23 protein-coding genes and 1 pseudogene are annotated in these 25928 nt (G+C 73.1%); 20 read left to right on the top strand and 4 right to left on the bottom strand.

Annotated features, from left to right (window positions below):
* Positions 1 to 54 precede the first annotated feature (54 nt).
* A complete protein-coding gene (locus tag OG519_RS27315; RefSeq protein WP_405589151.1) occupies positions 55 to 2334 on the bottom strand; it encodes a PIG-L family deacetylase in 2280 nt (759 codons plus the stop codon).
* A 364-nt stretch (positions 2335 to 2698) separates the two neighbouring features.
* Here OG519_RS27315 and OG519_RS27310 point away from each other — a divergent pair, with 364 nt between their 5' ends.
* The 5 genes from OG519_RS27310 to OG519_RS27290 all read left to right on the top strand — a co-directional run bounded on the left by OG519_RS27310 (position 2699) and on the right by OG519_RS27290 (position 7414).
* Positions 2699 to 3466: a phytanoyl-CoA dioxygenase family protein gene (locus OG519_RS27310; RefSeq protein ID WP_405589148.1), complete on the top strand. Its 768-nt coding sequence runs from the start codon at positions 2699 to 2701 to the stop codon at positions 3464 to 3466.
* Between the two features lie 238 nt (positions 3467 to 3704).
* Complete coding sequence (locus OG519_RS27305; protein WP_405589145.1) at positions 3705 to 4133, top strand: SRPBCC family protein; 429 nt, start codon at positions 3705 to 3707, stop codon at positions 4131 to 4133.
* 439 nt (positions 4134 to 4572) lie between these two features.
* On the top strand, positions 4573 to 5424 hold the full coding sequence (gene modA, locus OG519_RS27300) for a molybdate ABC transporter substrate-binding protein (RefSeq protein ID WP_405589144.1): 852 nt from the start codon (positions 4573 to 4575) through the stop codon (positions 5422 to 5424).
* Between the two features lie 92 nt (positions 5425 to 5516).
* Positions 5517 to 6317, top strand: coding sequence for a molybdate ABC transporter permease subunit (gene modB / locus OG519_RS27295; protein WP_405593049.1), 801 nt, complete (start codon positions 5517 to 5519; stop codon positions 6315 to 6317).
* Positions 6314 to 7414 carry a sulfate/molybdate ABC transporter ATP-binding protein gene (locus OG519_RS27290; RefSeq protein ID WP_405589141.1) on the top strand — a complete coding sequence of 367 codons (1101 nt, stop codon included), beginning with the start codon at positions 6314 to 6316 and terminating at the stop codon, positions 7412 to 7414. Before modB ends, OG519_RS27290 begins: the two co-directional genes overlap by 4 nt.
* A gap of 144 nt (positions 7415 to 7558) precedes the next feature.
* Here OG519_RS27290 and OG519_RS27285 read toward each other — a convergent pair whose 3' ends face one another.
* Complete coding sequence (locus tag OG519_RS27285; RefSeq protein ID WP_405589138.1) at positions 7559 to 8806, bottom strand: ThuA domain-containing protein; 1248 nt, start codon at positions 8804 to 8806, stop codon at positions 7559 to 7561.
* A 252-nt stretch (positions 8807 to 9058) separates the two neighbouring features.
* Between OG519_RS27285 and OG519_RS27280 the strand changes: the two genes are divergently transcribed.
* Entirely contained in the window at positions 9059 to 9496 is a 438-nt protein-coding gene (locus OG519_RS27280; RefSeq protein ID WP_405589135.1) for a VOC family protein, read from the top strand.
* Between the two features lie 56 nt (positions 9497 to 9552).
* On the opposite strand, the gene OG519_RS27275 is transcribed toward OG519_RS27280, so the two are convergent.
* Both OG519_RS27275 and OG519_RS27270 read right to left on the bottom strand, forming a co-directional pair.
* Positions 9553 to 10248: a helix-turn-helix domain-containing protein gene (locus OG519_RS27275; protein ID WP_405593047.1), complete on the bottom strand. Its 696-nt coding sequence runs from the start codon at positions 10246 to 10248 to the stop codon at positions 9553 to 9555.
* 353 nt (positions 10249 to 10601) lie between these two features.
* Positions 10602 to 11822, bottom strand: a pseudogene (locus OG519_RS27270) (YihY/virulence factor BrkB family protein); the annotation flags it as partial.
* Positions 11823 to 11840: 18 nt separating this feature from the next.
* Here OG519_RS27270 and OG519_RS27265 point away from each other — a divergent pair.
* The 14 genes from OG519_RS27265 to OG519_RS27200 all read left to right on the top strand — a co-directional run bounded on the left by OG519_RS27265 (position 11841) and on the right by OG519_RS27200 (position 25788).
* Positions 11841 to 13493 (top strand): acyl-CoA dehydrogenase family protein, encoded by a 1653-nt coding sequence (locus tag OG519_RS27265; protein WP_405589132.1) that lies wholly within the window; start codon positions 11841 to 11843, stop codon positions 13491 to 13493.
* Positions 13494 to 13816: 323 nt separating this feature from the next.
* The gene (locus OG519_RS27260) at positions 13817 to 15088 is read left to right on the top strand and encodes a GAF domain-containing protein (protein ID WP_405589129.1); all 1272 of its coding nucleotides are present in this window, start codon (positions 13817 to 13819) and stop codon (positions 15086 to 15088) included.
* A gap of 112 nt (positions 15089 to 15200) precedes the next feature.
* On the top strand, positions 15201 to 15821 hold the full coding sequence (locus OG519_RS27255) for a GNAT family N-acetyltransferase (RefSeq protein ID WP_405589127.1): 621 nt from the start codon (positions 15201 to 15203) through the stop codon (positions 15819 to 15821).
* Between the two features lie 60 nt (positions 15822 to 15881).
* Positions 15882 to 15965, top strand: coding sequence for a putative leader peptide (locus tag OG519_RS27250; RefSeq protein WP_322935262.1), 84 nt, complete (start codon positions 15882 to 15884; stop codon positions 15963 to 15965).
* A gap of 155 nt (positions 15966 to 16120) precedes the next feature.
* Complete coding sequence (locus OG519_RS27245) at positions 16121 to 17845, top strand: nitrite/sulfite reductase (RefSeq protein ID WP_405589125.1); 1725 nt, start codon at positions 16121 to 16123, stop codon at positions 17843 to 17845.
* Positions 17842 to 18033 (top strand): hypothetical protein, encoded by a 192-nt coding sequence (locus OG519_RS27240; RefSeq protein WP_405589123.1) that lies wholly within the window; start codon positions 17842 to 17844, stop codon positions 18031 to 18033. The genes OG519_RS27245 and OG519_RS27240 overlap by 4 nt, the downstream gene beginning before the upstream one ends.
* A complete protein-coding gene (locus tag OG519_RS27235) occupies positions 18030 to 18734 on the top strand; it encodes a phosphoadenylyl-sulfate reductase (RefSeq protein ID WP_405589120.1) in 705 nt (234 codons plus the stop codon). Before OG519_RS27240 ends, OG519_RS27235 begins: the two co-directional genes overlap by 4 nt.
* A gap of 20 nt (positions 18735 to 18754) precedes the next feature.
* Positions 18755 to 19378 (top strand): adenylyl-sulfate kinase, encoded by a 624-nt coding sequence (gene cysC, locus OG519_RS27230; protein WP_405593045.1) that lies wholly within the window; start codon positions 18755 to 18757, stop codon positions 19376 to 19378.
* On the top strand, positions 19375 to 20310 hold the full coding sequence (gene cysD / locus OG519_RS27225) for a sulfate adenylyltransferase subunit CysD (protein WP_405589119.1): 936 nt from the start codon (positions 19375 to 19377) through the stop codon (positions 20308 to 20310). The genes cysC and cysD overlap by 4 nt, the downstream gene beginning before the upstream one ends.
* Positions 20311 to 20312: 2 nt before the next feature.
* Positions 20313 to 21746 carry a sulfate adenylyltransferase subunit 1 gene (locus OG519_RS27220; protein ID WP_405589116.1) on the top strand — a complete coding sequence of 478 codons (1434 nt, stop codon included), beginning with the start codon at positions 20313 to 20315 and terminating at the stop codon, positions 21744 to 21746.
* A gap of 259 nt (positions 21747 to 22005) precedes the next feature.
* Positions 22006 to 23151, top strand: coding sequence for an aliphatic sulfonate ABC transporter substrate-binding protein (locus OG519_RS27215; protein WP_405589114.1), 1146 nt, complete (start codon positions 22006 to 22008; stop codon positions 23149 to 23151).
* A gap of 72 nt (positions 23152 to 23223) precedes the next feature.
* Positions 23224 to 24018: an ABC transporter ATP-binding protein gene (locus tag OG519_RS27210; RefSeq protein WP_405589111.1), complete on the top strand. Its 795-nt coding sequence runs from the start codon at positions 23224 to 23226 to the stop codon at positions 24016 to 24018.
* Positions 24005 to 24988 (top strand): ABC transporter permease, encoded by a 984-nt coding sequence (locus tag OG519_RS27205; RefSeq protein ID WP_405589109.1) that lies wholly within the window; start codon positions 24005 to 24007, stop codon positions 24986 to 24988. The genes OG519_RS27210 and OG519_RS27205 overlap by 14 nt, the downstream gene beginning before the upstream one ends.
* Positions 24985 to 25788 carry a sirohydrochlorin chelatase gene (locus tag OG519_RS27200; RefSeq protein ID WP_405589106.1) on the top strand — a complete coding sequence of 268 codons (804 nt, stop codon included), beginning with the start codon at positions 24985 to 24987 and terminating at the stop codon, positions 25786 to 25788. The genes OG519_RS27205 and OG519_RS27200 overlap by 4 nt, the downstream gene beginning before the upstream one ends.
* The last annotated feature ends 140 nt before the right edge of the window (positions 25789 to 25928 follow it).

Here is a 25928-nt window from a genome sequence, read left to right as displayed (position 1 = left end):
ACACCGGCCGGACGCGGTGGCCACGGCGGGTACGGTCCGGGAGCGGGGCCGGCGCTACGCCGGGTTCCCGGTGGCCTTGGGCACGGGCGCGCCCGCCGCTCGGGCGGGCGTGGCATGGGCCGTGCGCACCGCGGCCGCCCACCGGGCCGGTGTGCCGTCGGTGACGCCGGCGCCGTAACGGGCCGTCCACAACTCCGCGTCGCTGCCGATGGCGAGCGCGACCGTATCGCCCTGGGCGTCCTGGACCAGGGCCGCCGCGTGCACGTGCAGGGCCGAACCGGGTGACCAGCGGCCCGGTGCCGGCAGCGCGGAAGCGACCGAGACGCTGCCCAGGCCGTTGCGGGTGGCCAGTAGGCCGCCGGGCGCCGAACCGGGGCCGGGCGCGGGGCCGGTGGCCGGCACCGCCACCCGTCCGAAGCCGCCGTCGGGGTCGCCCAGGCCGACGACCCGGCCGGTGTCGTCGCCCGCCGGCAGCTCGGCCAGTACGACCCGGGCGGTGCCCGGCTCGCGGTAGGCCAGCCGCAGCGAGCCGTCGGGCAGGGCGACCGCGGTGACCGGGCCGGCCGAACCGGGCAGCCCGGCGGGGCCGGTGAGCGCGAAGGGCGAGCCGGGACCGGGCGCGGACCAGTGCGCGATGCCGCGCTGCGCCGGGGCGAAGATGTGCGCGCGGCCGGCCGGGTCGACCGCCACGCCGAGCCCGTCGAGCAGGCGGACCCCCGACTCGGCGGCCCGCGGCAGCCGCGCCCAGGGCGCCCACCGGCCGGCCGCCGTCCGTACCCGGACGGCCACCCCGCCGGCCGCGTCGCGCACCGCCAGATACACCGTGCCGTCGGGAGCGACCGCCGCCTCCGGGTATCCCGTCTCCATCGACGCGACCGGGGTCGGCTCGCAGGAGCCGAGGCCGGTCCAGCCGGAGAAGAGCGGCCGGCCGCCGGGCGCCGTGCCGTACTGGGCCGCGGTGACCACCTCGCGGCGGTGGGCGCCCTTGCCGCGCGCGTCCGGCAGCAGGGTGCGGACGGAGAAGAGCCGCAGGGCCCCGCCCTTCCCCGCCACCACGCCGATCTGGCCCTCGAGTCCCGCGCCCGGCAGCGCCACCGGCCCGGCCCAGGTGCCGCCGCCGGTCTCGTACCAGAGCACGGCCTGCCCGCTGAGCAGGGCGAAGGCGGCGATCCTGCCGTCGGCCAGCGGGGCGGCCCAGGCGGCCGCGCCCGGCGCGCGGTACCGGGTGCTCTGCACCCACTTTCCGCGCAGCGCGCCGCCGCCGACCTTCAGATCGCCGCAGCCCGACGGATCGCCGCAGGGGCGGTGGTCGCTCCAGCCGTAGGCGTCCAGCAGGCTCGCCTTGTGCCGGACGGCCGGGGCGTCGAGGTTCCACGGCAGCCGGGCGTTGACGTAGCCGACGTAGTGCTCGACCGAGGCGCGGGGCGTGGGGTGGCTCGCCCAGTGGGACGCCAGCGCCTGTTGGACGAAGTACGTGGCGTGGGTGTGGTCCTGGTGGTCGAAGTAGGCAGGGCCGTGGCCCGGTGCGTATCCCTTGTGGCCGGTGTGGGCGGGATCGTGGTCCGGGTTGGGGTCGAGGGTGCGGACCACCGTCGGGCGGTACGCGCGCAGGACCGCCGCCAGGCACGCCACGATCTCGCCGCGGGTCAGCCGGGACGCGGCGTGCGGTACCGGCGAGTGCGCGGGCAGCAGTTGGGGCAGGGCGGGCACCGCGCCCTGCCACAGCCCCTTCAGGCTCACCGGGCGCCAGGCGGCGACGGCGCGGGCTTCGACCAGGGCGAGGAACAGCAGCCGGATCCGGGGCATGGCGCGCAGGGTGTGCAGTTCGGCGCCCCAACCCGGCACCGGGTACACGGCCTTGACGTCCCACGGGCTGGTCTCGTCGCCGGTGGCCATCAGCGCGTGCGCCCGGCGCAGCCCGTTGACGCGGGCGCGGGCGAAGGCGGGGCGGTCGCGCACGGCGAAGCGGGCGCGCGGGTCGTGCGGCCGGTAGTTGCGCCCGTCGGCCTCGCCGCTGGTCAGGCAGACGGTCAGCACCGCGTGGCCGGCCGTGATCTCCTGCTCGGCGTCCGGGTTCATGAAGTACAGGCCGTCGTCCGGGTGGGCGATGAACTGCACGACGCTGACGGTGGAATCGCGGATCCCGGCGATCAGGGGCAGGCCGCCCCCGACTGCGGGCACGTCGTCCGAGGCGCCGTCCGGCGCGCCGGCCCCCGCGGTCCCGCCACCCCGGAGCCGGACGCCGGCCAGCACGGCGCCCGACAGGCCGGCCGCCCCCGCGGCCAGCACACCGCGCCGGGCGATCTTCGAGCGCCGGTGCCGAGACTCCGTCATGCCTGCCTGACCTCCGGTCCGGCGACGACGTCCTGCCGCGCTGCGGGCGCGGCAGGGGCCGGGATCGCCGTCGACTTCCTGGCTGGGGGACGCGGACCGTCCACCGCCGACTTCCGCTTCGTTTGACGTGGATTCACCCGGTGTCGTTCGCCGCGAAAGGTCACGGTTCTGTCCCCGCCCGGGGGCCGGTGTGTCACGGACCCGCGGATCGCCGGGGAGCGGGGTGGTGGACCGGCGCGCGGGAGGGCGCGGAGCGGCGGATCATCGTGACCCTGCGTAGTGCTGACACGGTGGAAATCGGTTGCCCTCGCCCCTCGGCGCCCGGGATGCTGTTGCGCCGGTTGTCGAGTTCACGGAGTTGCCGATGTTGACCGATCAGGAAGTGGCGACTTTCGTCGAGGACGGGTTCGTCCGGCTGCCCGGCGCCGTGCCCCCGGCCATCGTCGACCGGTGCCGGGCCGAGTTGTGGGAGGCGAGCGGCTGCGCGCCCGACGACCCGTCGACGTGGTCGAAGCCGGTCATCCGACTGGGTGGTTTCGCCACCCCGCCGTTCCGCGAGGCGGCCAACACGGCCGCCCTGCACACGGCGTACGACCGGCTTGTGGGGGCGGGCCGGTGGAACGCGCCGCTGGGACTGGGCACTTTCCCGCTGCGCTTCCCCAGCGAGGAGGACCCCGGCGACGACGGGTGGCATCTGGACGCCGGCTTCTCCGGGTCCGGCGGGGAGTACCGGGTGAATCTGCGGTCGCGCGGGCGGGCGCTGCTGATGCTGTTCCTGTTCTCCGATGTCGGTCCTGACGACGCCCCGACCCGGATCCGGGTCGGTTCACACCTGGACCTCCCGCTGTTGCTCTCGGCGGCTGGGGACGAAGGGCTCGACTGGTTCGCGCTGTGCCGGGACGCGGTCCCCGCGAGCGCGGACCGCCCCGAGGTCGCGGCCACCGGAACGGCGGGCGATGTCTATCTGTGCCATCCGTTTCTCGTCCACGCCGCCCAGAGGCATCATGGGAAGGTCCCCCGGCTGCTGGCCCAGCCACCGCTCGCCCCGGTGGGCCCGCTCGACCTCACCGGTGCGTCGCCGACACCCGTGGAGCGGGCGGTACGGTCGGGCCTGGAGCGGCGCCGCCGCTGAGCGGCGGTGCGGGGCCGGGGCAACATCACTCCACGCCACTCCCGCTTAACGTGCTTCCTGACGGAACGTCATGGAAGTCGTCACCGATGTCTGCTACACGGACGCGCCACCGGACACACCGTCAGTGAACACGTCGTCACCCTCACGGTCGATCGGCCTTGTCGAAGATTCATCGATGTGTCATTATGTGACACATCATCGACGCATTATCGGCACAGCGGAGAGGAAGCGGCTGTCCATGAAATTCGAGAACCGCGTGGAGATCGCGAAGCCGGCCGGCGTGGTGTTCTCCTATCTGGCGGATCTGGGGAACTTACCGGCGTGGAACTACGCTATTAAAGAAACCGTCAAGCAGTCCCCGGGGCCGGTCGCGGTCGGGACGCTCTACCAACAGACACGTACCCTTCCGCACCCGATGACCGAAGAACTCCGGGTTACCGCCCTTGAGCCCGATTCGCTGCTCCGCATCACCGGCGGCTTCGGTCAGTTCACCGGTTCCTCCACGTATGAATTGACCGCGCTGAGCCCTTCCAGGACGCTGGTCACGAATTCGATGGACCTGGAAACGCGCGGGTTTCTCGCGGCCCTCGCCAGTCTGGCCACGGCGAGCATCAAATCGGCCGTCGGCGAGAATCTGGTCGTCCTCAAGGGAATTCTCGAACGCTGACCTCCGTCCGGGGGGCGCCCGCGCCTCCTTCGACTGAGGAGGGCGCCGGCCATCCCGGCGCCGTAAGGCCTTGCCACCCCGCGGGGACCGAAGTGTCCGTCCCCGTAAGGGTGGTTTCGGTATGTCTGGCCCCTGCTGCCGGCTCGACGCCGACGCACACCGCCCGACGTCCGCTCGACGTCCGCTCGACGTCCGCTCGACGTCCGCTCGACGCCAATTCGACACGGGCCCGACGTTCGCCCACCTCCGCTCGATGTCGGCGCCCGGACCGGCTCCCGCCAGGTGACCGCACAAGCGGCGACAGGACTCCTTACCGTTCGGTTATGCGAGGCCGCAGCCGACATTTACCTGGCAGATGCGGGGTTATCATCGCGGACACCGAGGTAGACCGAGGTAGGCGGATCCACGTCACCGAACGCGGCAGAGAGGCAGACATCCTGTGACCACCCGTTTCGTGCGGCGTACCACCACGTGCCTGGGGGTCGGCTCGGCCGCCCTGCTGGCGCTCACCGCCTGCTCCTCGGACACGGACCACTCCTCCGGCGCCCCGTCGGCCAGCGCGACCGGGTCCCCATCGGCCTCCGCGCCGGCGTCCGCGCCGAGTTCGCCGAAGGTGTCCGGCACGATCGTGGTGTTCGCCGCCGCCTCGCTGAAGGAGAGCTTCACCACTCTGGGCAAGGAGTTCCAGACCGCCAACCCCGGCACCACGGTGCGGTTCAACTTCGCCGGCAGCGACACCCTGGCGGCCAGCATCACCAGCGGCGCCCCCGCCGACGTATTCGCGGCCGCCAGCCCCAAGACGATGCAGACCGTCACGGACGCGGGCGACGGCAGCGGCACCCCGGACACCTTCGTGCGCAACCAGTTGGAGATCGCCACACTGCCGGGCAACCCGAAACACATCGCCTCGCTGAAGGACCTCACCAGGTCCGGACTGAAGGTGGTGCTCTGCGCCAAGACCGTGCCGTGCGGCGCGGCCGCGGACAAGGCGCTCACCGCGAGCAGCCTCCACCTCACCCCCGTGTCGTACGAGCAGGACGTCAAGTCCGCGCTCACCAAAGTGGAGTTGAAGGAGGCCGACGCGGCGGTCGTCTACCAGACCGATGTGAAGGCCGCCGGCGGCAAGGTGGCCGGGGTGGACTTCCCCGAGTCGGCGAAGGCGATCAACGCCTACCCGATCGTGGCGCTCAAGGACGCCCCCAACGCGACGGGCGCGCAGGCGTTCATCGCGCTGGTGGAGTCCGCGGCGGGCCGGAAGGTGCTGAACGAGGCGGGCTTCCTCAACCCGTGAGCCCCCGCAGCACCGAGGAGCGCACCGCCGCGGGCGCCGCGCCGAGGCCGTCGAAGGTCCCGGCGCGGCGGCCGGGCGGCCTCGGTCGGCGCTTGGGGGCAACGGGTCGCCGCGCCGGCGGCGCGCCGCTGCCGCTGCTGGTGCCCGCGCTGATCGGTCTGGCGTTCCTGCTGCTGCCGCTGCTCGCCCTGCTGATCCGGGCGCCGTGGCGCACCCTCCCCCGGCAGCTCGGCAGCGCGTCGGTCTGGCAGGCGCTGCGGCTGTCACTGGAGACGGCGACGACCGCGACCGCGGTCGCCCTGGTGCTCGGCGTGCCGCTGGCCTGGCTGCTCGCCCGCACCGTTTTCCCCGGCCGGCGGATCGTCCGGGCCCTGGTGACGCTCCCGCTGGTGCTGCCCCCGGTGGTGGGCGGTGTGGCGCTGCTGCTCGCGCTCGGCCGCAACGGCGTGGTGGGGCGGTTCCTCGACGCGTGGTTCGGCCTCACGCTGCCCTTCACCACCGCGGGGGTGGTGGTCGCCGAGGCGTTCGTGGCGATGCCCTTCCTGGTCATCAGCGTCGAGGGCACCCTGCGTGCCGCCGACACCCGCTACGAGGAGGCCGCGGCCACCCTCGGCGCCTCGCGGTTCACCGCCTTCCGCCGGGTCACCCTGCCGATGATCATGCCGGGGGTGGCGGCCGGCGCGGTCCTCGCCTGGGCCCGCGCGCTGGGCGAGTTCGGCGCCACCATCACCTTCGCCGGCAGCTTCCCCGGCCGCACCCAGACGATGCCGCTCGCCGTCTACCTCGCCCTCCAGGACGACCCGGCGGCGGCCATCGCGCTCAGCCTGGTGCTGCTCGTCGTCTCCGTCGCGGTCCTCGCGGCGCTGCGGGACCGCTGGACGGGATCGGTATGAGACCGCCCACGGGAGCTGCGGGTGCCAGGCCGGGCGCCGGCCTTGCCGCTCATCTCGTCCTGGACCGGGGAGCGTTCACGCTCGATGTGCGGCTGACGGTGGCGCCCGGTGAGGTGCTCGCCCTGCTGGGGCCGAACGGAGCGGGGAAGACCACCTCGTTGCGGGCGCTGGCCGGGCTCGCACCCCTGACCGGCGGCTACCTGCGGCTGGACGGGACGACGCTGGAGGAACCCGCCGCGCGGCGCCGGACGCCGCCGGAGCGCCGGCCGGTCGGGGTGATCTTCCAGGACTATCTGCTCTTCCCGCACCTGACGGCGCTGGACAACGTGGCCTTCGGGCCGCGCTGCCACGGCGCTTCCCGGGCCCGGGCCCGGGCGGTCGCGGCGGATCTGCTGGCGCGGATGGGGCTGGCCGACCACGCCGGGGTGAAGCCGCGCCGGCTCTCCGGCGGCCAGGCGCAGCGGGTCGCGCTGGCCAGGGCGCTGGCCATCGAGCCGCGGCTGCTGCTGCTCGACGAACCGCTGGCGGCGCTCGACGCCCTGGCCCGGCTGGACGTACGCGCCGAACTGCGGCGCCGTCTCGCCGCCTTCGAGGCGGTGGCGGTCCTGGTCACGCACGACCCGCTGGACGCGATGGTGCTCGCCGACCGGCTGGTGGTGATCGAGCACGGCCGGGTGGTGCAGGAGGGCACGCCGGCCGAGATCGCCCGCCGGCCGCGTACCGACTACGTCGCCCGGCTGGTCGGCCTCAACCTCTATCAGGGGGTGGCGGACGGCGCCACCGTACGGGTCGGGTCCGCTCTGGCGTTCACCACCACCGAGCAGGTGAGCGGGGCGGCCTTCGTGGCCTTCGCGCCGAGTGCGGTGACCCTGTCCGTACGGCGGCCGGAGTCGAGCGCGCGCAACGCCTGGCGGGCCCGGATCACCGGACTCGAGTCGCACGGCGACCGGATCAGGGTGGCGCTGGCCGGAGCCGCCGACGGACTGCCGCTGGCCGCCGATCTGACCACCGTGGCGGTCGCCGAACTCGGCCTGCAGACGGGCGCGGAGGTGTGGGCGCAGGTGAAGGCGGCCCAGACACACGCCTATCCGGCCTGATCGGGGCGGGCGCGGCGACCCCGCCCAGCCCGTGCTCCCGGCGGCGAGGGGTGTCGTCGGGGGCACGACGGACGCGGCGCCCGGGAGCCCCCGGGTGCCGCGTCCGTCGTTCAGCCCGTCCCGGACCGGGTCAGCCGGTCCTCGTCAACTCGGCAGCGTCCACTGCTGGTTGGCGCTGGTCCCGCAGGTCCAGATCTGGAGCCTGGTCCCGTTGGCCGAGCTGGGCCCGGTCGCGTCGAGGCACTTGCCGGATCCGGCGTTGACCAGCGTGCCGCCGCTGCTCGTCCACTTCTGCGCGGCGCTGCCGTTGCAGTCGTAGAGCTGCACCTTGGTGCCGTTGGCGGTGCCCGCGCTGGTCACGTCCATGCACTTGCCCAGGGCCTGGAGCGAACCGTCGGAAGCGACCGTCCAGTTCTGCGCGTTGGTGCCGTTGCAGTCGTAGAGCTGCACCGCCGCGCCGTTGGCGCTGCTCGCGGCCGCGAGGTCGACGCACTTGCCGCCGTAGCCGTGGATCGCCCCGGTGGGCTGGGCCGGCGGCGGGGTGACGGGCCCTGACTGGCCGGCCGCCCAGCGGATCTCCTGGATCAGCAGCTGGTTCTGCTGCGCGCTGGCGAAGGTGGACGACAGCGTGGTGTTGGTGGAGTAGTCCATCGCGTTGTGGCCGAAGTTGTTGTAGACCATCTTGTAGTTGCGGTTCGACCAGACGATCGGGTAATACCCGCTGTACCAGGTCTGGTTCGGGTCGGTCCCGATCGGGAAGGTCGACTGGTCCATCGAGGCGAGGATGTCGATGGCCGGGTTCTGCCGCAGATCGTTCTGCCAGCTGTACCACTCGCTGACCGACGAGGTGATGGTCGACGGGAGCCCGGCGGTGGCCGGGTGGTTGGGGTCCTCGATCTTCAGCGTCTCGGCGGTCGGGCCCCAACTGTTGCTCTTGAACGTGCCGGTGCCGAGGAAGGTGTTGTGATACCAGGACCAGTCGCTGGGCACCGCGTCGTTGTACGCCGAGACGTGGAAGCCGATCCAGCCGCCGCCGTTCTGCATGTACGTCTGGAAGGCGGTGCGCTCGGCCGCGGTCTGGGGATAGTTGTCCAGGAACATCACCACCTGGTACTTGGCCAGGTTGGCGGTGTTGAGCTGGCTCCAGTCATTGGTCGAGGTGTACGAGAAGCCGTACTGGGCGGCGTGCTGCGGGAACCAGGTGTTCGCCTCGTGCACGAAGCTGATGTGCGCGGCATCGTAGGTGCCGTCGTACAGGGCCAGCACCTTGACCACGGAGTCGGCCTGGGCCTTGTGCGAGGGCGCGGCCTGGAAGCCGAGCACCACGGCGAAGAGCGCCAACAGCCTTATCAGTGTGCGGGACCAGGGAGCCGCAGGGCGGGATCCGATCATGGGTGGGGGGCCTTCCTCATCGCGCCTGTGGGGGGGTGTACGCGTCAGTAGGGTGGATTCAAAGGTCTAGACTATGTTCATGTCAATGACCTAGGGTCGACTCTCCGGCCTTTCCAGCGCGGACGCCCGGTCAGTGAACTGATTTCCGTTCACCTCCTTGACTCGGTGCGGACCTTGCGGAGATCCTTCGGGCGTGGGCGGGTGTCCGTTTCCTTCACGACGCGCGGGCCCGTCCTGTCTAACGTGGACGGCATGACAGCACGCAGCGCAGTACCCCGTTTCGACATGATCGGCCTCACCGTGGCGGACATGGCCGCCTCACTGGCCTTCTACCGGCGGCTCGGTATCGACCTGCCCGCCGAGGCGGACGGCCGGCCGCATGTGGAGGCCGCGCTGCCGGGCGGCCTGCGGATCGGCTGGGACACCCAGGAGACGATCCGCTCCTTCGACCCCGGGTGGTCCCCGGCCACCGGCGCCCGGGTCTCGCTCGCCTTCGACTGCGGCACCCCGGAGGGCGTGGACGCGCTCTGGACCGAGCTGACCGAGGCGGGCCACGCCGGTCACCTCAAGCCGTGGGACGCCTTCTGGGGCCAGCGGTACGCGGTCCTGCACGACCCGGACGGCAACACCGTGGACCTCTTCGCGGCGTCCGGCGCGAGTTCCGGCGCGGCGGCCGGCCCGGAGGCGTAGGGCCGCTCGGACGGCGAGCGGGAGCGGGTGCTGAGCACGGTCCCCCGAACTGCCCGCTATTCCGCGAGCAGTTCGGTCAGCGGCACCCCGGTCAGCGCCCGTACCTCACGGGAAAGGTGGGGCTGGTCGGCGTAGCCGGACTCGGCGGCGACGGTCGCGTAGGGGGTACCCGCCCGGGCCAGGGTCAGCGCGCGCTGAAGGCGGAGCACCCGGGCCAGGGTCTTGGGCCCGTATCCGAACGCGGCCGCACAGCGGCGGCGCAACTGCCGCTCACCCAGCCCGGTACGGGCGGCCACCGCGGCGACGGGGTGGCCCGCGCCCAGGGCGGCGGCGACCGCGGCGGTCAGCGGGTCGGCCGGTCCGGCGGCGCGGATCCGCTGCCGCGCCCACGTCTCGAGGCCGGCCGCCGGGTCGGCGGCGATCCGCTCGGTCAGCAGCCGCGCGGCGGTCCCGGCCCACGCCGCGTCCAGCGGTACCCGTGAGTTCCGCAGTTCCCGGGCCGGGACGCTCAGCAGCGCGGGCCCCGCGCCGGGGGCGAACCGCAGCCCGGCGTACCGGCCGCCCGGCTTGTCGTCCGCGAGCTGCGCGACCGTGTCGGGCCCGGCGATGAGCAGCCCGCCGTCGTACCAGATCAGGTCCATGCAGCCGTCCGGCAGCACCCGGTACCGCCCGCCGCCACTGCCGCGGGTCCACACCGTGACCCCGGGCAGCCGCGTCTCCCGTTCCCGATATCCGTCGGCCATGTCCCCCATGGTGCAGGACATGGCGCAGACATGGCACACGGCGACCGGACGGTTCAGCGGTCCTGGTCCTCGCCCGGCCAGGGGGCGACGGCCGGCGGGTACGGCGGGGACGGCGACTGGGGCGGCGGGACCACGGGACGGGCAGGCGCTACCGAAGGCCCGGGATGGGCAGGATGCGCCGGAGGTTGGACGGGCGGGGCGGAACGCGGCTGCCGCGGCCCGGGCGGTGACCCGGCCGGGGGGTGTTCAGGGCTCGGGAACGCCGGCCGCCGCGGAGGCGGGCCCGCGGTCAACTCCTGCTCGGACCAGGCCAGCGGCCCCGCCCCTGACCACATATCGGGCCACGCGTCGCCGCCAGTACCCGGCCCGGTGTCCGCCCCCGGCCCCGGCCCCGGCACGCCACTTGTCCCCGGCTCCTGTTCCTGCCCCTGCCCCTGCCCCTGCTGGGGATAGAGCACCGGTCCCGGCCGCCGGGGCCGCAACCGGGCCCGTACGTCGCCCGGCGGCAGAAACCCGGCCCACCGCTCCGGGTACTCCGACGGCGCGTCGTCGAAGTCCGGGTGGTCCTCCTCGTTCTCCACCACGGCGAGGTCGGCGGCGGCCCTTGCCACCACCTTCGCGGCGGCGGCCTCCCGCAGCCGCGCGGTCTCCTCGCGGGCCGCCGCGGTGGCCAGCGAGGGCCACACCCGGTCCACCGCCGCGTTGACCGCCGCGCCGACCAGCACCGCGAACGCCGACACCCCGATCCAGAGCAGCACGGCGACCGGCGCGGCCAGCGATCCGTAGATGGTCGGGCCCTCGACGGTGTGGGTGAGGTAGATCCGTAGGATGAAGCTGCCGATCACCCACATGAGCAGCGCGACCAGCGCGCCCGGCACGTCCTCGTACCAGGGCGACCTCACCGGCACGGACACGTGGTAGAGCGTGGTGAGGAAGGCGATCGAGGCCAGTAGGACGCCGGGCCAGTAGAGCACGTGGACGACGCCCTCACCGCCGGGCAGCCAGTTGGTCACCGCGTCGGGGCCGGCCACCAGCAGCGGCAGCACCGCGGCGCCGAGCAGCAGCGCGACCACGTAGAGCACCAGCGACATCAGCCGGGTCTTGACGATGCCGCGGCGGCCCTCCAGGCCGTACATGATGGTGATGGTGTCCACGAAGACGTTCACCGCGCGCGACCCGGACCACAGGGCGATCAGGAAGCCCAGCGATATCAGGTCGGGTCTGCGGCCGTGGAAGACGTCGTCCACCAGCGGCTTCACCAGTTCGTTGACGCCCTTGTCGGAGAGCACGGTGGCGGACGCGGTGAGGATGCTGTGCCGGATGTGGTCGATGGTGTCGAGACCGATCACCGTGTCGACGTAACCGAGCGCGCCGACCAGGCCGAGCAGCAGCGGCGGCAGCGACAGCAGGACGAAGAAGGCGGCCTCCGCGGCGAGTCCGGTGACCCGGTACTCCATGCAGGAGTCGACGGTGTCCTTGAGCAGCAGCCAGGCCACCTTGCGCTTGGAAACGTTGCGATACAGGGCGCGGACCCTGCGCCACCGGTTCGGCCGCCGGTGGCTTCTTTCCTCTGCTGCTCGCACCCCCTTACGTTAGCTGCCATGAGCACCTCCACTCACACCGTCGAGAACCAGGTACCGCCGCTGGTGGGTCACGACGTCTACACCACCGACGCCGCCCTCACCGAGGCCGTGGCGCGGCACGCCGAGCCGGGCCGCCTCCCTGAGATCAGCGGGGAACTCGCGGAGCTCGGCCGGGCCGCGGGTTCGGCCCAGGCCCAGCTCTGGGCCACCGAGGCGAACACCGTCACACCGGTGCTGCGCACCCACGACCGCTACGGCCACCGGATCGACGAGGTCGACTTCCATCCCTCCTGGCACCGGCTGCTGGGCCACGCGGTCTCGGCGGGGCTGACCGACGCGTGGTCGCGGCCCGACGGCCATCTGCGCCGCGCCGCCGGCTTCCTGGTCTGGTCCCAGGCCGAGGCGGGCCACGGCTGCCCGGTCTCGATGACGCACGCGGCGGTGCCCGCGCTGCGCACCGATCCGGCGCTGGCCGCCGAGTGGGAGCCACGGCTGGGCGCGCGGACCTACGACCCGCGGCTGGCGGCGCCCGGCGCCAAACCGGGGGCGCTCTTCGGGATGGGCATGACGGAGAAGCAGGGCGGCTCGGACGTGCGGGCCAACACCACCAGGGCGCGGCCGCTCGCCGAGGACGGCACCTACGCCCTCACCGGTCACAAGTGGTTCTGCTCGGCCCCCATGTCGGACGGCTTCCTGGTGCTGGCCCAGGCGTCCGCGTCGGGGCGGGACGGCCTGACCTGCTTTCTGCTGCCCCGGGTGCTCGCGGACGGCAGCCGGAACGTCTTCACCATCCAGCGGCTGAAGGACAAGCTGGGCAACCGCTCGAACGCCTCCGCCGAGGTGGAGTTCGACGGGACCTGGGCGCGGCGGGTGGGCGAGGAGGGCCGCGGGGTGGCCACCATCATCGAGATGGTCGCGGCGACCCGGCTGGACTGCGCACTCGGCTCGGCGGCGCTGATGCGGCAGGCGGTCGCCCAGGCCGTGCACCACGCCACCTACCGGGAGGCGTTCGGCGGCCCGCTGGCGGACAAGCCGCTGATGCGCAACGTGCTGGCCGACCTGGCGCTGGAGTCGGAGGCGGCGACCACCACGGCGCTGCGGCTGGCCGCGGCCTACGACGCGGACACCGAACAGGAGCGCGCTTTCCGGCGGTTGGCGGTGGCCGTCACCAAGTTCTGGGTGACGAAGCGGTGTTCGGCGGTGGCGGCCGAGGCGCTGGAGTGCCTGGGCGGCAACGGCTACGTCGAGGAGTCGGGGATGCCCCGGATCTTCCGCGAGTCGCCGCTGAATTCGGTGTGGGAAGGCTCGGGGAACGTCCAAGCGCTCGATGTGCTGCGGGTGTTGGGGCGTGAACCGGCGGCGCTCAACGCCTTCCTCGCTGAGATCGGGTCGGCCCGGGGCGCGGACCACCGGCTGGACCGGGCCATCAAGGACCTGCTGGGTGAGCTCGCCGACCTGGCGGGGATGGAGGCGCGGGCCCGGCGGATCGTGGAGCGGATGGCGCTGGTGCTCCAGGGTTCGCTGCTGGTGCGGTTCGCGCCGCCCGCAGTCGCGGACGCCTTCTGCGCCTCGCGGCTCGGCGGTGACTGGGGGTCGACCTTCGGGACGCTGCCGCACACGGTCGACCTGGCCTCGATCGTGGACCGGGCGAGGGTCGAGGTGGCCGGCTGACCACGGCGGTGGGTCCGCGGCCGGGTGGGCGAGCCGGTGGCAGGGGTTGATGTGAGGGTGGCGCCGCGCCGACTCGGCACCACCCCCGGTCCCATGGGCCGGTCGGCACGCCACTCGCAGGACCGGTCTCCCGGGTGCGGTGACGCGACGTCACTCTGCGTCGAAGCCGCATAGTCTCGCAACGGTTGCAGCCCGTTGCAAGGGATGTGCGGCAAACCGGACAAGCCGGCCGCCGCGGCGGCACCATGGGACAGCACGGGACACCATCGGAGCAGTACCGGCGGTCATGCGGTACCGGCGGGCACTCAGGGGGCGGCGGCTCAGTGGCACATCTACCGATCGGGCCGGGACGGCCGGACCTGCCGGTCCCGCGCGCGTCGACCCATCTGCTCGCCTCGGTCCACGAGGCCACGCTGGCGGGTGGTGTGCCGCCCCTGCCGCCGCGCCGGGTGATCCGCGAGTCCTGGAACCGGATGCTGAACTCGGGACTCGACCCGGCCGCCGGGCGGCACAGCAAGCCGCTGGGCACCGACGAGATCGAGCAGCGCCGGCGGGCCACGCCGCTCCTGGAGATGCTGCCGGCGCTGCGCGACGGGCTGGTCCCGGTGGCGGACGCCGCCTGGCACATCATGGTGGTCAGCGACGCCGAGGGCCGGGTGCTGTGGCGGGACGGCAGCCTCGCGGTCCGCAAGAGCGCGGACCGGCTCGGCCTCGCCGAGGGAGCCCTGTGGACCGAGGACGTGGCGGGCACCAACGCGATCGGGACCGCGCTGATCACCCGTAGCCCTGTCCAGGTGCACTCGGCCGAGCACTTCGTCAGGACGCATCACGGCTGGACCTGCTCCGCCTCGCCGCTGCACGACCCGCGCGACGGGCGGCTGCTCGGGGTGGTGGACGTGAGCGGCCCGGCGGCGGGCGCGCACCCGGCCACCTTGTCGCTGGTGTCGGCGGTGGCGCGGGTGGCCGAGGGGGAGCTGCGGGCCAGGATGTGGACCGCGCTCGAGCGGCTGCGCTCGATCGCCGCGCCACTGCTGGCCCGCATCGAGGGAAAGGCGCTGGCCGTCGACCACAACGGCTGGACGGCCGCGGTGACCGGGATGCCGCCCGTGGACCGGGTCGGGCTGCCGGTGTCGGTGGAGGCGGGGCAGGTGTGGCTGCCGTCGCTCGGCCTGTGCGGGCTCGAACCGCTGCCGGGCGGCTGGCTGGTGCGGGTGAACGGGCGGGAGCGGGCGCCGGCGAGCCAGGTGGTGCTGGATCTGAGCCGGCCGCGCGGCGGGCTGGTGACGGTGTCGGGGCCCGCGGGCGGCTGGACCCAGCGGCTCACCCCGCGCCACGCGGAGCTGCTGTTCGTGCTGGCGGTGCACCGCTCGGGCCGGACGGCGGCCGAGCTGGCCGGCGACCTGTTCGGCGACCCCGGCCGTACGGTCACGGTCCGCGCCGAGCTGTCGCGGCTGCGACGCAACCTGGCCGGGGTGCTGGCGCACCGGCCCTACCGGTTCGCCGACGGGGTCGAGGTCCGGCTGATCCGCCCGCGCCGCCCGGCGGACCTGCTGCCGGGTTCCGCGGCGCCCGCGGTGCTGGCGGAGCGCGGATGACCGTGGCCGGCCGGCCCGGAGGCACGGCTGCCCACTGCTGCCCACGGGGTGCCCACCGCTGCCTGTGGGCGCGCATCGCGCCCCGGGTGGCGCTCGGCTTAGGGTGGCCGGCATGAGCGCCGAAGCCGTGACCACCTGGTTTCTCGAACTGACCGCGCCGGACGAACTGCGGCCCGCCCCCGTACCGGCCCCGGCCGGCGGCGTGCGGATCGTACGGGCCGGGGAGCCGTCGGGGGAGTTCGGGCGGTTCCTGTATACGGCGGTGGGCGGCGACTGCTCCTGGACCGACCGGCTGGCGTGGCCGCCGGAGCGGTGGCAGGCGCACCTGGAGCGGCCGGGCTGCGAGGTGTGGGTGGCCTACCGGCACGGCACCCCGGCGGGTTACATGGAGCTGGACGCCCAGGACGGCGGCGCGGTGGAGATCGTCTACTTCGGGCTGCTGCCGCGCTCGCGCGGCCTCGGCGTCGGCGGGCACCTGCTGTCCTACGGCGCGGCGCGCGCCTGGGACCTGGCCGAACGGCAGCCGGGGCGGCCGCCGACCCGGCGCGTGTGGCTGCACACCTGCTCGCTCGACGGCCCGTACGCGCTGCCCAACTACCGGCGGCGCGGCTTCCGGGTGACCCACAGCACCGTGGCGGGGCCGGTAGCCGGGTCCGCGGCGCCGTCCGTACCGCCGTCCACGCCATCCGCACCGCCGTCCGCGACGGAGGCCGAGTCTCGACATGTGGGATAAAGTGGTCCACATGGTGGATCCTGGTGGACTCCCCCGAGACCCGCGTGCCACGCTTTCGACATGTCACGCACTGGAATCGCCTTGGTAGGTCGGCCGCATGTCGACTTCTGCCGCGTTTCCAGCGCCATCTGTCCGGCGGCCTGACGGCTCCCGCGCCACACCGCTGTCCCCGTCGTCGTGGACGCGTGGCCCGCCCGTCGACCGGCCGAGCGTCGAGCATCCGTCCGCTCTTTCCCGGCCGTTGGGCACTCCCGCGCCGAACCGACCCGTATCCCTGCCTGCTCGAAGGACGCAACGCGATGGCTTCCAGCCCCGACCAGCCACAGACCCCCGAGGGGAGCACCCCCGAGCCGGGCGCCGCCGTGCGCCGCAAGGCCGGGCGGCACCGCGGTGAGGGCCAGTGGGCGATGGGCCACTTCACCCCGCTGAACGCCAACGAGCAGACGAAGAAGGACGACGACGGCCTCAACGTGCGGGCCCGGATCGAGACCGTCTACGCCCACCGCGGCTTCGACTCCATCGACGGCGCCGATCTGCGCGGGCGGATGCGCTGGTGGGGTCTTTACACCCAGCGCCGCCCCGGCATCGACGGCGGGCGCACCGCGATCCTGGAGCCGGAGGAGCTGGACGACCGCTTCTTCATGATGCGGGTCCGCATCGACGGCGGCCGGCTCACCGTCGCCCAGCTCAAGGTCATCGGCGAGATCTCCCAGGAGTTCGCCCGCGGCACCGCCGACCTCACCGACCGGCAGAACATCCAGTACCACTGGATCAGGATCGAGGACGTCCCGGAGATCTGGCGCCGGCTGGAGGCGGTCGGCCTGTCCACCACCGAGGCGTGCGGTGACACCCCCCGCGTGGTCCTCGGCTCCCCGGTGGCCGGCATCGCCGCCGACGAGATCATCGACGGCACCCCGGCGATCGACGAGATCAACGAGCGTTTCATCGGCAGCAAGGAGTTCTCCAACCTGCCGCGCAAGTTCAAGACCGCGATCTCCGGCTCCCCGCTGCTCGACGTGGTGCACGAGATCAACGACATCGCGTTCGTCGGGGTCGAGCACCCCGAGCACGGCCCCGGCTTCGACCTGTGGGTCGGCGGCGGTCTGTCGACCAACCCCAAGCTGGGCGTGCGGCTCGGCGCCTGGGTACCGCTCGCCGAGGTACCGGACGTCTGGGCCGGTGTGATCGGCATCTTCCGCGACTACGGCTACCGCCGGCTGCGCACCCGCGCCCGGCTGAAGTTCCTCGTCGCCGACTGGGGCGCGGCGAAGTTCCGCCAGGTGCTCCAGGACGAGTACCTGAAGCGGGAGCTGATCGACGGACCCGCGCCCGAGCAGCCGCGTCAAGTGTGGCGCGACCACATCGGTGTGCACCGGCAGCAGGACGGCCGCTACTACGTGGGCTTCGCCGCCCGGGTGGGCCGGATCGACGGCGCCACCCTCAGCAAGATCGCCGAGCTGGCCGAGGGCCACGGCTCGGGGCGGCTGACCACGACCACCGACCAGAAGATGATCGTGCTGGACGTCGAGGAGTCCCGGGTCGAGTCGCTGACCGCGGGCCTGGAGGCACTCGACCTCCAGGTCACCCCGTCGCCCTTCCGGCGCGGCACCATGGCCTGCACCGGTATCGAGTTCTGCAAGCTCGCCATCGTCGAGACCAAGGCCCGCGGCGCCTCCCTCATCGACGAACTGGAGCGCAGGCTCCCGGAGTTCGACGAGCCTGTCACCATCAACATCAACGGCTGCCCCAACTCCTGCGCCCGGATCCAGGTCGCCGACATCGGCCTCAAGGGCCAACTGGTCACGGACGCCGACGGTCAGCAGGTCGAGGGCTATCAGGTGCACCTCGGCGGCGGTCTCGGCCTCGACCCCGGATTCGGCCGCAAGATCCGCGGTCTGAAGGTCACCGCCGACGAACTCCCGGACTACGTCGAGCGGTTGCTCACCCGCTTCGGGAGCGAGCGCGCCGCGGGCGAGCGCTTCGCCCAGTGGGCGGCGCGGGCGGACGAAGAGGCCCTGTCGTGACGGAACGCGCCGCGCCGTTCTACTGCCCCTACTGCGGGGACGAGGACCTGCGTCCCTCCGAGGAAGGCCATGGCGCCTGGGAATGCCGGGCGTGCAACCGGGCATTCCGACTGAAGTTCCTCGGGCTGCTCGCCGACGGGTTCACCGCCGCGCGGCCCCAGGACCCTCAGGACGGAGGAGCCTCATGACCACCGCACCCCACACCGCCGACCAGCTGCGCCACCTCGCCGAACAGGCCGCGAGCGACCTGGAGGAGGCGCCCGCGCTCGACGTGCTGCGCTGGGCCGCCGACACCTTCGGCCCGCGCTTCTGCGTCACCTCCTCGATGGAGGACGCCGTCGTCTCCCATCTGGCCGCTCGGGCGATGCCCGGCGTCGACGTCGTCTTCCTCGACACCGGCTACCACTTCCCGGAGACCATCGGCACCCGGGACGCCGTGGCGGCCGTCATGGATGTCAACGTGCTGACCGCCACCCCGAAGCAGACCGTCGCGGAGCAGGACGCCGCGTACGGCCCCAAGCTCCACGACCGCGACCCGGACCGGTGCTGCGCGCTGCGCAAGGTCGCCCCGCTGGAGGAGGCCCTGCGCGGCTACGACGCCTGGGCCACCGGGCTGCGCCGCGACGAGTCGCCGACCCGGGCCGGCACCCCGGTCGTCGGCTGGGACGCCAAGCGCCGGAAGGTCAAGATCGCCCCGATCGCCCGCTGGACGCAGGCGGACGTGGAGGCTTACGTCGCCGAGCACGGGGTGCTCACCAACCCGCTGCTGACGGACGGTTACGCCTCGGTCGGCTGCGCGCCCTGCACCCGCCGGGTGCAGGGCGGCGAGGACGCCCGCGCCGGGCGCTGGGCCGGTCTCGGCAAGACCGAGTGCGGGATCCATCTGTGACAACACACCTGGAGGTCGGGATGGGCGCCGGGGCCACCGTCTGGCTCACCGGTCTGCCGAGCGCGGGCAAGACCACCATCGCGTACGCCCTCGCCGAGCGGCTGCGCGCTGAGGGCCGGCCGGTCGAGGTGCTCGACGGCGACGAGATCCGCGCGTTCCTGTCGGCGGGACTCGGTTTCAGCCGCGAGGACCGGCACACCAATGTGGAGCGGATCGGTTTCGTCGCCGAACTGCTCGCCTCACACGGGGTGCTGGTGCTGGTCCCGGTGATCGCTCCGTACGCGGACAGCCGCGAGGCGGTCCGCAAGCGCCACCGGGCGCGGGGCACGCGCTACGTCGAGGTCCACGTCGCCACCCCGGTCGACGTCTGCTCGGTCCGGGACGTCAAGGGCCTGTACGCCCGGCAGGCGGCCGGCGAACTCACCGGTCTGACCGGCGTGGACGATCCGTACGAGATCCCGGAGCGGCCGGACCTGCGGATCGAGACGCACGAGCGGACCGTCGAGGAGTCCGCGGCGGCCGTGCACGGGCTGCTCGCCGCGAGGGGCCTGGCCGGCGGCACATCGATCGAGCCGGGCGGGGCCGGCGCACCGAGCGCACCCGACGCACCCGGGGTACCGAGCGAAAGGGGCAGCTCCGTATGACGTCCGTCATCGCGAACGCCGAGGCCGTCGGCAGTCCGTACGTGCTGACGCACCTGGACGCGCTCGAATCCGAGGCCGTGCACATCTTCCGTGAGGTGGCGGGTGAGTTCGAGCGGCCGGTGATCCTCTTCTCCGGCGGCAAGGACTCGATCGTCATGCTGCACCTGGCGCTGAAGGCGTTCGCGCCCGCCCCGGTGCCCTTCTCGCTGCTGCACGTCGACACCGGCCACAACTTCCCCGAGGTGCTGGACTACCGGGACCGCACCGTCGCCGAGCACGGTCTGCGGCTGCACGTGGCGAAGGTGCAGGACTACATCGACGACGGACGGCTGCGTGAGCGCCCGGACGGCACCCGCAACCCGCTCCAGACCGTGCCGCTGACCGAGGCGATCCAACGCCACGGCTTCGACGCGGTCTTCGGCGGCGGCCGGCGCGACGAGGAGAAGGCCAGGGCCAAGGAGCGGGTCTTCTCGCTGCGGGACGAGTTCTCCCAGTGGGATCCGCGCCGCCAGCGCCCCGAGCTGTGGTCGCTCTACAACGGCCGGCACACGGCCGGCGAGCACGTCCGGGTCTTCCCGCTCTCCAACTGGACCGAGCTGGACGTCTGGCAGTACATCGCCCGGGAGCGGATCAGCCTGCCCGCGATCTACTTCGCGCACGAGCGGGAGGTCTTCGAGCGGGGCGGCATGTGGCTCACCGCCGGCGAGTGGGGCGGCCCCCGGGGACACGAACGCGTGCAGACCCGGCTGGTGCGCTACCGCACGGTCGGCGACATGTCCTGCACCGGCGCGGTCGACTCCGGCGCCACCACGCTCGACGCCGTGATCACCGAGATCGCCGCCTCCCGGCTGACCGAGCGGGGCGCGACCCGGGCGGATGACAAGCTCTCCGAGGCCGCGATGGAAGACCGCAAGCGCGAGGGGTACTTCTAACCATGACCAGCACCGCCGGTCCGCTCACCGCCGAGCAGTTGTCGGCCACCACGCTGCTGCGCTTCGCCACCGCCGGCTCCGTCGACGACGGCAAGTCCACCCTGGTGGGCCGGCTGCTGCACGACTCCAAGTCGGTGCTGACCGATCAACTGGAGGCGGTCGAGCGGGCGTCGCTCAGTCGCGGCCAGGACGCGCCGGACCTGGCGCTGCTCACCGACGGGCTGCGGGCCGAACGCGAGCAGGGCATCACCATCGATGTGGCCTACCGCTACTTCGCCACCGCCCGCCGCCGGTTCATCCTCGCCGACACGCCGGGCCATGTGCAGTACACCCGGAACATGGTGACCGGCGCCTCCACCGCCTCGCTCGCCGTGGTGCTGGTCGACGCCCGCAACGGCGTGGTGGAGCAGACCCGCAGGCACGCGGCGGTCGCCGCGCTGCTGCGGGTGCCGCATGTGGTGCTCGCCGTCAACAAGATGGACCTGGTCGACTACGCCGAGCCGGTGTTCGCCGCCATAGCCGAGGAGTTCACCGCGTACGCGGCCTCGCTCGGCGTGCCGGAGATCGTCGCCATCCCGATCTCGGCGCTGGCCGGTGACAACGTGGTGGAGCCGTCGGCGCACATGGACTGGTACGGCGGGCCGACCGTGCTCGAACACCTGGAGACGGTCCCGGTCAGCCACGACCTCACCGTCAGCCTGTCCGCGGCGGGGGCCGCCGCCCCCAGCCCGGCCCGCTTCCCGGTGCAGTACGTGATCAGGCCGCAGAGCGCGGAGCACCCGGACTACCGCGGCTACGCGGGCCAGCTCGCCTCCGGTGTGCTGCGGGTCGGCGAGCGGGTCACCGTGCTGCCCTCCGGCCGGACCACCACCATCAGCGGGATCGACGCGCTCGGGCACGCCGTGGACACCGCCTGGGCGCCGCAGTCGGTGACGGTGCTGCTCGCCGACGACCTCGACGTCTCCCGCGGCGATCTGATCGCGCCGACCGCGTCCGCGCCCGCGGTCACCCAGGACATCCGGGCCACCGTGTGCCACCTGCACGAGCGGCCGCTGCGGGTCGGTGAGCGGGTGCTGCTCAAGCACGCGACGCGGACGGTGAAGGCGATCGTCAAGGCGCTGCCGTACCGGATCGACCTGTCGTCGGGACTGGCGCGCGAGGAGGAGCCGGCGCAGCTCGCGGTCAACGACATCGGCCTGGTGGTGCTGCGGACCGCGGAGCCGCTGCCGATGGACGCCTACGCCGACTCGCGGCTGACCGGATCGTTTCTGCTGATCGACGCGGCGGACGGTACGACGTTGACCGCGGGCATGGCCGGCGAGGCTTTCGCCGCGCGGGAGCGGGACACCGAAGACCCCAACGACACCGCCGACCCCAGCAACGCCGCCGGGCAGGCGGCGCGGGCCGCCGCGCACAACGAGGGATGGGACTTCTGATCATGGGGACAGACGCTTTCTCGGGCTTCGCGAAGGAGGGCGGCCGCGTCGGCAGCGGCTCGCTCGGTTCCGGTACGGGCGGGGTGGCGCGATGTGTGCGCTGACGCCCCTGGTCACGGTCCGCGGCCGGACCGCGACCGCCGCCGTACGCCCCCGCCGCGCTGCACGCACTCCGCTGCACCGCTTTCGAAGACCTGACGACCTTCCGGCCGCGTCCTGACGGGACGCGACACGCCGGGCCTTACGAAAGGACACTTCCGTGTCTGCCCAGTACCGCCCCGCACTCCGCACCGCCCGTCGCCGCAGACTCGTCGCCGCGGCGGCCGCCCTGCCGATCCTCTTCGGCGCGCTGGCCGCCTGCGGCTACGGTTCCGACGACAAGAAGTCCGACAGCGACGACGCGAGCACCGCCCCCGCGGCCGCCTCGGGCGCCAAGAAGCTCTCCGCCGACGAGGTGCGGATCGGCTACTTCCCGAACCTGACGCACGCCACCGCGCTGGTCGGGCTCAAAGAGGGCTTCTTCCAGAAGGAACTGGGCGCCACCAAGATCAAGCAGGCCACCTTCAACGCGGGGCCCGCCGAGATCGAGGCGCTCAACGCCGGTTCGATCGACATCGGCTGGATCGGCCCCTCCCCCTCGATCAACGGATACACCAAGTCGAACGGCAGCAGCCTGCGGATCATCTCCGGCTCCGCCTCGGGCGGCGTCAAGCTGGTGGTCAACCCCAAGAAGATCAAGACCCTGGACGACGTCAAGGGCAAGAAGATCGCCACCCCGCAGCTCGGCAACACCCAGGACGTGGCGCTGCTCGCCTGGATCAAGTCCAAGGGCTGGAAGGTCGACGCGCAGAGCGGCAAGGGCGATGTGTCGGTGATCCGCACCGACAACAAGATCACCCCCGACGCGTACAAGGCCGGCTCCATCGACGGCGCGTGGGTGCCGGAACCCACCGCGTCCAAGCTGGTCAGCGAAGGCGCCAAGGTGCTGCTCGACGAGAGCACGCTGTGGCCGGACCAGAAATTCGTGATCACCAATGTGATCGTGTCGCAGAAGTTCCTGTCCGCTCACCCCGACGTGGTGGAGGCGGTGCTGCGCGGCTCGGTGAAGACCAACGCCTGGATCAACGCCAACTCGGACCAGGCGAAGGCCGACGCCAACGACCAGTTGAAGGCGCTGACCCAGAAGGCGCTGCCGGCCGACGTCCTCGACCCGGCGTGGAAGTCCATCCAGGTGCTTGACGACCCGCTGGCCAAGTCCGCGCAGGAGGAGGCGGACCACGCGGTGTCCGCCGGTCTGCTCAAGGCGCCCAAGCTCGACGGCATCTACGACCTGACGCTGCTGAACAAGGTGCTCAAGGAGCAGGGCCGCCCGACGGTGGACGCGGCCGGCCTCGGCAAGCAGTAGCCGTCCGAGCGCTCGGTCCGCGGCGGGCGGACCGGCGCGCCGTATCCGGAAAGGAACCAGGAGGTGACACCCATGGCCGACACCCTCACCGGCGCAGCCGTACGGAGCGGGGAGGCCGCCGCGTACGCGGCCCGGCTCGATCACGTGTCGAAGGCGTTCGGCAAGCCCGGCGCCCAGCAGCTCGTACTGGACGGCATCACGCTCGACGTGAGGCCCGGTGAGTTCGTCTGCCTGCTGGGCGCCTCCGGATGCGGGAAGTCGACGCTGCTGAACCTGGTCGCGGGTCTCGATGAGCCGACCGCCGGGAGCATCACCGCTCCCGGCGGCCGGCCGGCCCTGATGTTCCAGGAGCACGCGCTGTTCCCGTGGCTGACCGCGGGCAAGAACATCGAACTGACGCTTCGGCTGCGCGGCGTGCCGCGCGAGGAGCGGCGGCCGGAGGCCGAGCGGCTGCTCGCCCTGGTGCGGCTCGGCGGGGCGTACGGCAAGCGGGTGCACGAGCTGTCCGGCGGCATGCGGCAGCGGGTGGCGCTGGCCAGGGCGCTCGCCCAGGACAGCCAACTGCTGCTGATGGACGAGCCGTTCGCGGCGCTCGACGCCATCACCCGCGATGTGCTGCACGACGAACTGACCCGGATCTGGTCGGAGACCGACCTGTCGGTGCTGTTCGTCACCCACAATGTCCGGGAGGCGGTGCGGCTCGCCCAGCGCGTGGTACTGCTGTCGTCGCGGCCCGGGCGGATCAACCGCGAGTGGACCATCGACATCCCGCAGCCGCGCCGTATCGAGGACGCGGCCGTGGCGGACCTGTCCGTCGAGATCACCGAAGAACTGCGTGGGGAGATCCGTCGCCATGGCCAGCACTGAGACCGGCAGCGTGACCGGCGGCGGCACGGACGGCGGGGCCGACCCGGCGGGCTTGGCGGGATCGGCCGGCTCGGCGGATTCCCGCGCGGCGGACGCGCGGCGGGCGGAGGAGCTGGACCTGTCCGGGCTCGAAGCGGGCCTGGACGCGCTGGACACCATCGTCGTCAAGCGGGTGCCGCTGGGGCAGACGCTGCTGAAGAGGGTGCTGCCGCCGCTGAGCGCGGTCCTGCTGGTGCTGGTGGTGTGGCAGCTCGCGGTCTGGGGCAAGGTCACCGACCCCACCAAGCTGCCGAGCCCGCACGCGGTGTGGGAGGAGCTGGTCACCCGCTGGAACGCCGGCGACCTGTTCACCATCATCTGGACCAGCGTCGAGCGCGGCCTGCTGGGCTTCCTGGCCGCGCTGGCCATCGGCACCCCGCTGGGTCTTGTGGTGGCCCGGGTGCCGTTCGTTCGCGCCGCGATCGGCCCGATCCTGTCGGGACTCCAGTCGCTGCCGTCGGTGGCGTGGGTGCCGGCCGCGGTGATCTGGCTGGGTATCGAGGACTCGGCGATGTACGCGGTGATCCTGCTGGGCGCGGTGCCGTCGATCGCCAACGGCCTGGTGGCCGGCATCGACCAGGTGCCGCCGCTGTATCTGCGGGCCGGCCGGACCATCGGCGCGACCGGAGTGCGGGGTGCCTGGTTCATCCTGCTGCCCGCCGCCCTGCCGGGTTACGTCGCGGGCCTCAAGCAGGGCTGGGCGTTCTCCTGGCGCTCCCTGATGGCGGCCGAGCTGATCGCGTCCTCTCCCGACCTCGGCGTCGGCCTCGGCCGGTATCTGGAGAACATGCGGGAGGGCTCGGACATGGCCGGGGTCTTCCTCGGCATCCTGCTGATCCTGCTGGTCGGCATCGCCATCGACCAGATCGTCTTCAGCCCGCTGGAGCGCTGGGTGCTGCGCAGCCGGGGCCTGTCCGCGAGCAGCCAGTGACCCCTCGACCCACGGCCGGCCACCGGCCCCGCGGCCACGGCGCGCCGGGCGCGCCGCCCCCGCTGCTGGTCATCGCGCACGGCTCCCGCGACCCGCGGCACGCCGAGACGGTGCGCGCGCTGACCGGGCTGGTGGCGGCGACCCGGCCGGGGCTGCGGGTGGAGACCGCGTTCCTCGACTTCTGTGTGCCGTCGGTGGCGCAGGCGGTGGGGCGGCTCGCCGCCGACCGGGTACGGCACGCGGTCGCCCTGCCGCTCCTGCTCACCAGGGCCTTCCACGCCAAGACCGACATCCCGGCGGTGCTGCGCGCGTGCGCGGCGACGGCGCCCTCGCTGCGGCTGGCCACCGCCGAGGTGCTCGGCCCCTCGACCCTGCTGACGGCGGCTCTGGAGCGGCGGCTGCGGGAGTCCGGGCTGGCGGCCGCCGACCGGGGCTCGACCGGTGTGGTGCTGGCGTCCGCCGGCTCCTCCGACCCGGAGGCGCGGGCGGTCATCACGGAGATCGCCCGGCAGTGGCGGCGCACCGGCTGGCGCGCGGTCGTCCCCGCGTTCGCCTCCGCCTCGCCGCCGCGCACCGAGGACGCGGTACGGGCGCTGCGCGCGGAAGGCGTCCGCCGGATCGCGGTCGCGCCCTATGTGATCGCGCCCGGCTTCCTCCCCGACCGGATCGGCCACGGCGCCCGCGCGGCCGGCGCCGACATCCTCGCCCCCGTCCTGGGCCCGGCGCCGGAGCTGGCCCGCCTGCTGCTGGCGCGGTACGACGAGGCGCTCCACCCCGCCCGCCGCCCGGCGATCGCCTGAGGGCCGGCCGGGGACGGACCGACCTGCCCGGGTCCACCCGACGGACGCCCGGCGGACGCCCGGCGGTGACCGGGGTTCCGCCAAAAAGCCGTCGGAAAGCCGCCAGGAGGCAACCCTTTCCTCTGCTCACCGGTCACCTC

Origin of the sequence: Streptomyces sp. NBC_01190, from assembly GCF_045039895.1 — a bacterium.
Classification (GTDB): Bacteria; Actinomycetota; Actinomycetes; order Streptomycetales; family Streptomycetaceae; genus Actinacidiphila.
Note: the sequence above shows the minus strand (reverse complement) of the source record. Positions and strands in the feature narration are given on the sequence as shown.

What these genes read in the sequence shown, in the direction of transcription:
- OG519_RS27315 (WP_405589151.1), bottom strand. Translation starts at nt 2,334, where the DNA reads ATGACGGAGTCTCGGCACCGGCGCTCGAAGATCGCCCGGCGCGGTGTG.
- OG519_RS27310 (WP_405589148.1), top strand. Translation starts at nt 2,699, where the DNA reads ATGTTGACCGATCAGGAAGTGGCGACTTTCGTCGAGGACGGGTTCGTC.
- OG519_RS27305 (WP_405589145.1), top strand. Translation starts at nt 3,705, where the DNA reads ATGAAATTCGAGAACCGCGTGGAGATCGCGAAGCCGGCCGGCGTGGTG.
- OG519_RS27290 (WP_405589141.1), top strand. Translation starts at nt 6,314, where the DNA reads ATGAGACCGCCCACGGGAGCTGCGGGTGCCAGGCCGGGCGCCGGCCTT.
- OG519_RS27285 (WP_405589138.1), bottom strand. Translation starts at nt 8,806, where the DNA reads ATGATCGGATCCCGCCCTGCGGCTCCCTGGTCCCGCACACTGATAAGG.
- OG519_RS27280 (WP_405589135.1), top strand. Translation starts at nt 9,059, where the DNA reads ATGACAGCACGCAGCGCAGTACCCCGTTTCGACATGATCGGCCTCACC.
- OG519_RS27275 (WP_405593047.1), bottom strand. Translation starts at nt 10,248, where the DNA reads ATGGGGGACATGGCCGACGGATATCGGGAACGGGAGACGCGGCTGCCC.
- OG519_RS27265 (WP_405589132.1), top strand. Translation starts at nt 11,841, where the DNA reads ATGAGCACCTCCACTCACACCGTCGAGAACCAGGTACCGCCGCTGGTG.
- OG519_RS27255 (WP_405589127.1), top strand. Translation starts at nt 15,201, where the DNA reads ATGAGCGCCGAAGCCGTGACCACCTGGTTTCTCGAACTGACCGCGCCG.
- OG519_RS27250 (WP_322935262.1), top strand. Translation starts at nt 15,882, where the DNA reads ATGTCACGCACTGGAATCGCCTTGGTAGGTCGGCCGCATGTCGACTTC.
- OG519_RS27245 (WP_405589125.1), top strand. Translation starts at nt 16,121, where the DNA reads ATGGCTTCCAGCCCCGACCAGCCACAGACCCCCGAGGGGAGCACCCCC.
- OG519_RS27235 (WP_405589120.1), top strand. Translation starts at nt 18,030, where the DNA reads ATGACCACCGCACCCCACACCGCCGACCAGCTGCGCCACCTCGCCGAA.
- cysC (WP_405593045.1), top strand. Translation starts at nt 18,755, where the DNA reads ATGGGCGCCGGGGCCACCGTCTGGCTCACCGGTCTGCCGAGCGCGGGC.
- cysD (WP_405589119.1), top strand. Translation starts at nt 19,375, where the DNA reads ATGACGTCCGTCATCGCGAACGCCGAGGCCGTCGGCAGTCCGTACGTG.
- OG519_RS27220 (WP_405589116.1), top strand. Translation starts at nt 20,313, where the DNA reads ATGACCAGCACCGCCGGTCCGCTCACCGCCGAGCAGTTGTCGGCCACC.
- OG519_RS27210 (WP_405589111.1), top strand. Translation starts at nt 23,224, where the DNA reads ATGGCCGACACCCTCACCGGCGCAGCCGTACGGAGCGGGGAGGCCGCC.
- OG519_RS27205 (WP_405589109.1), top strand. Translation starts at nt 24,005, where the DNA reads ATGGCCAGCACTGAGACCGGCAGCGTGACCGGCGGCGGCACGGACGGC.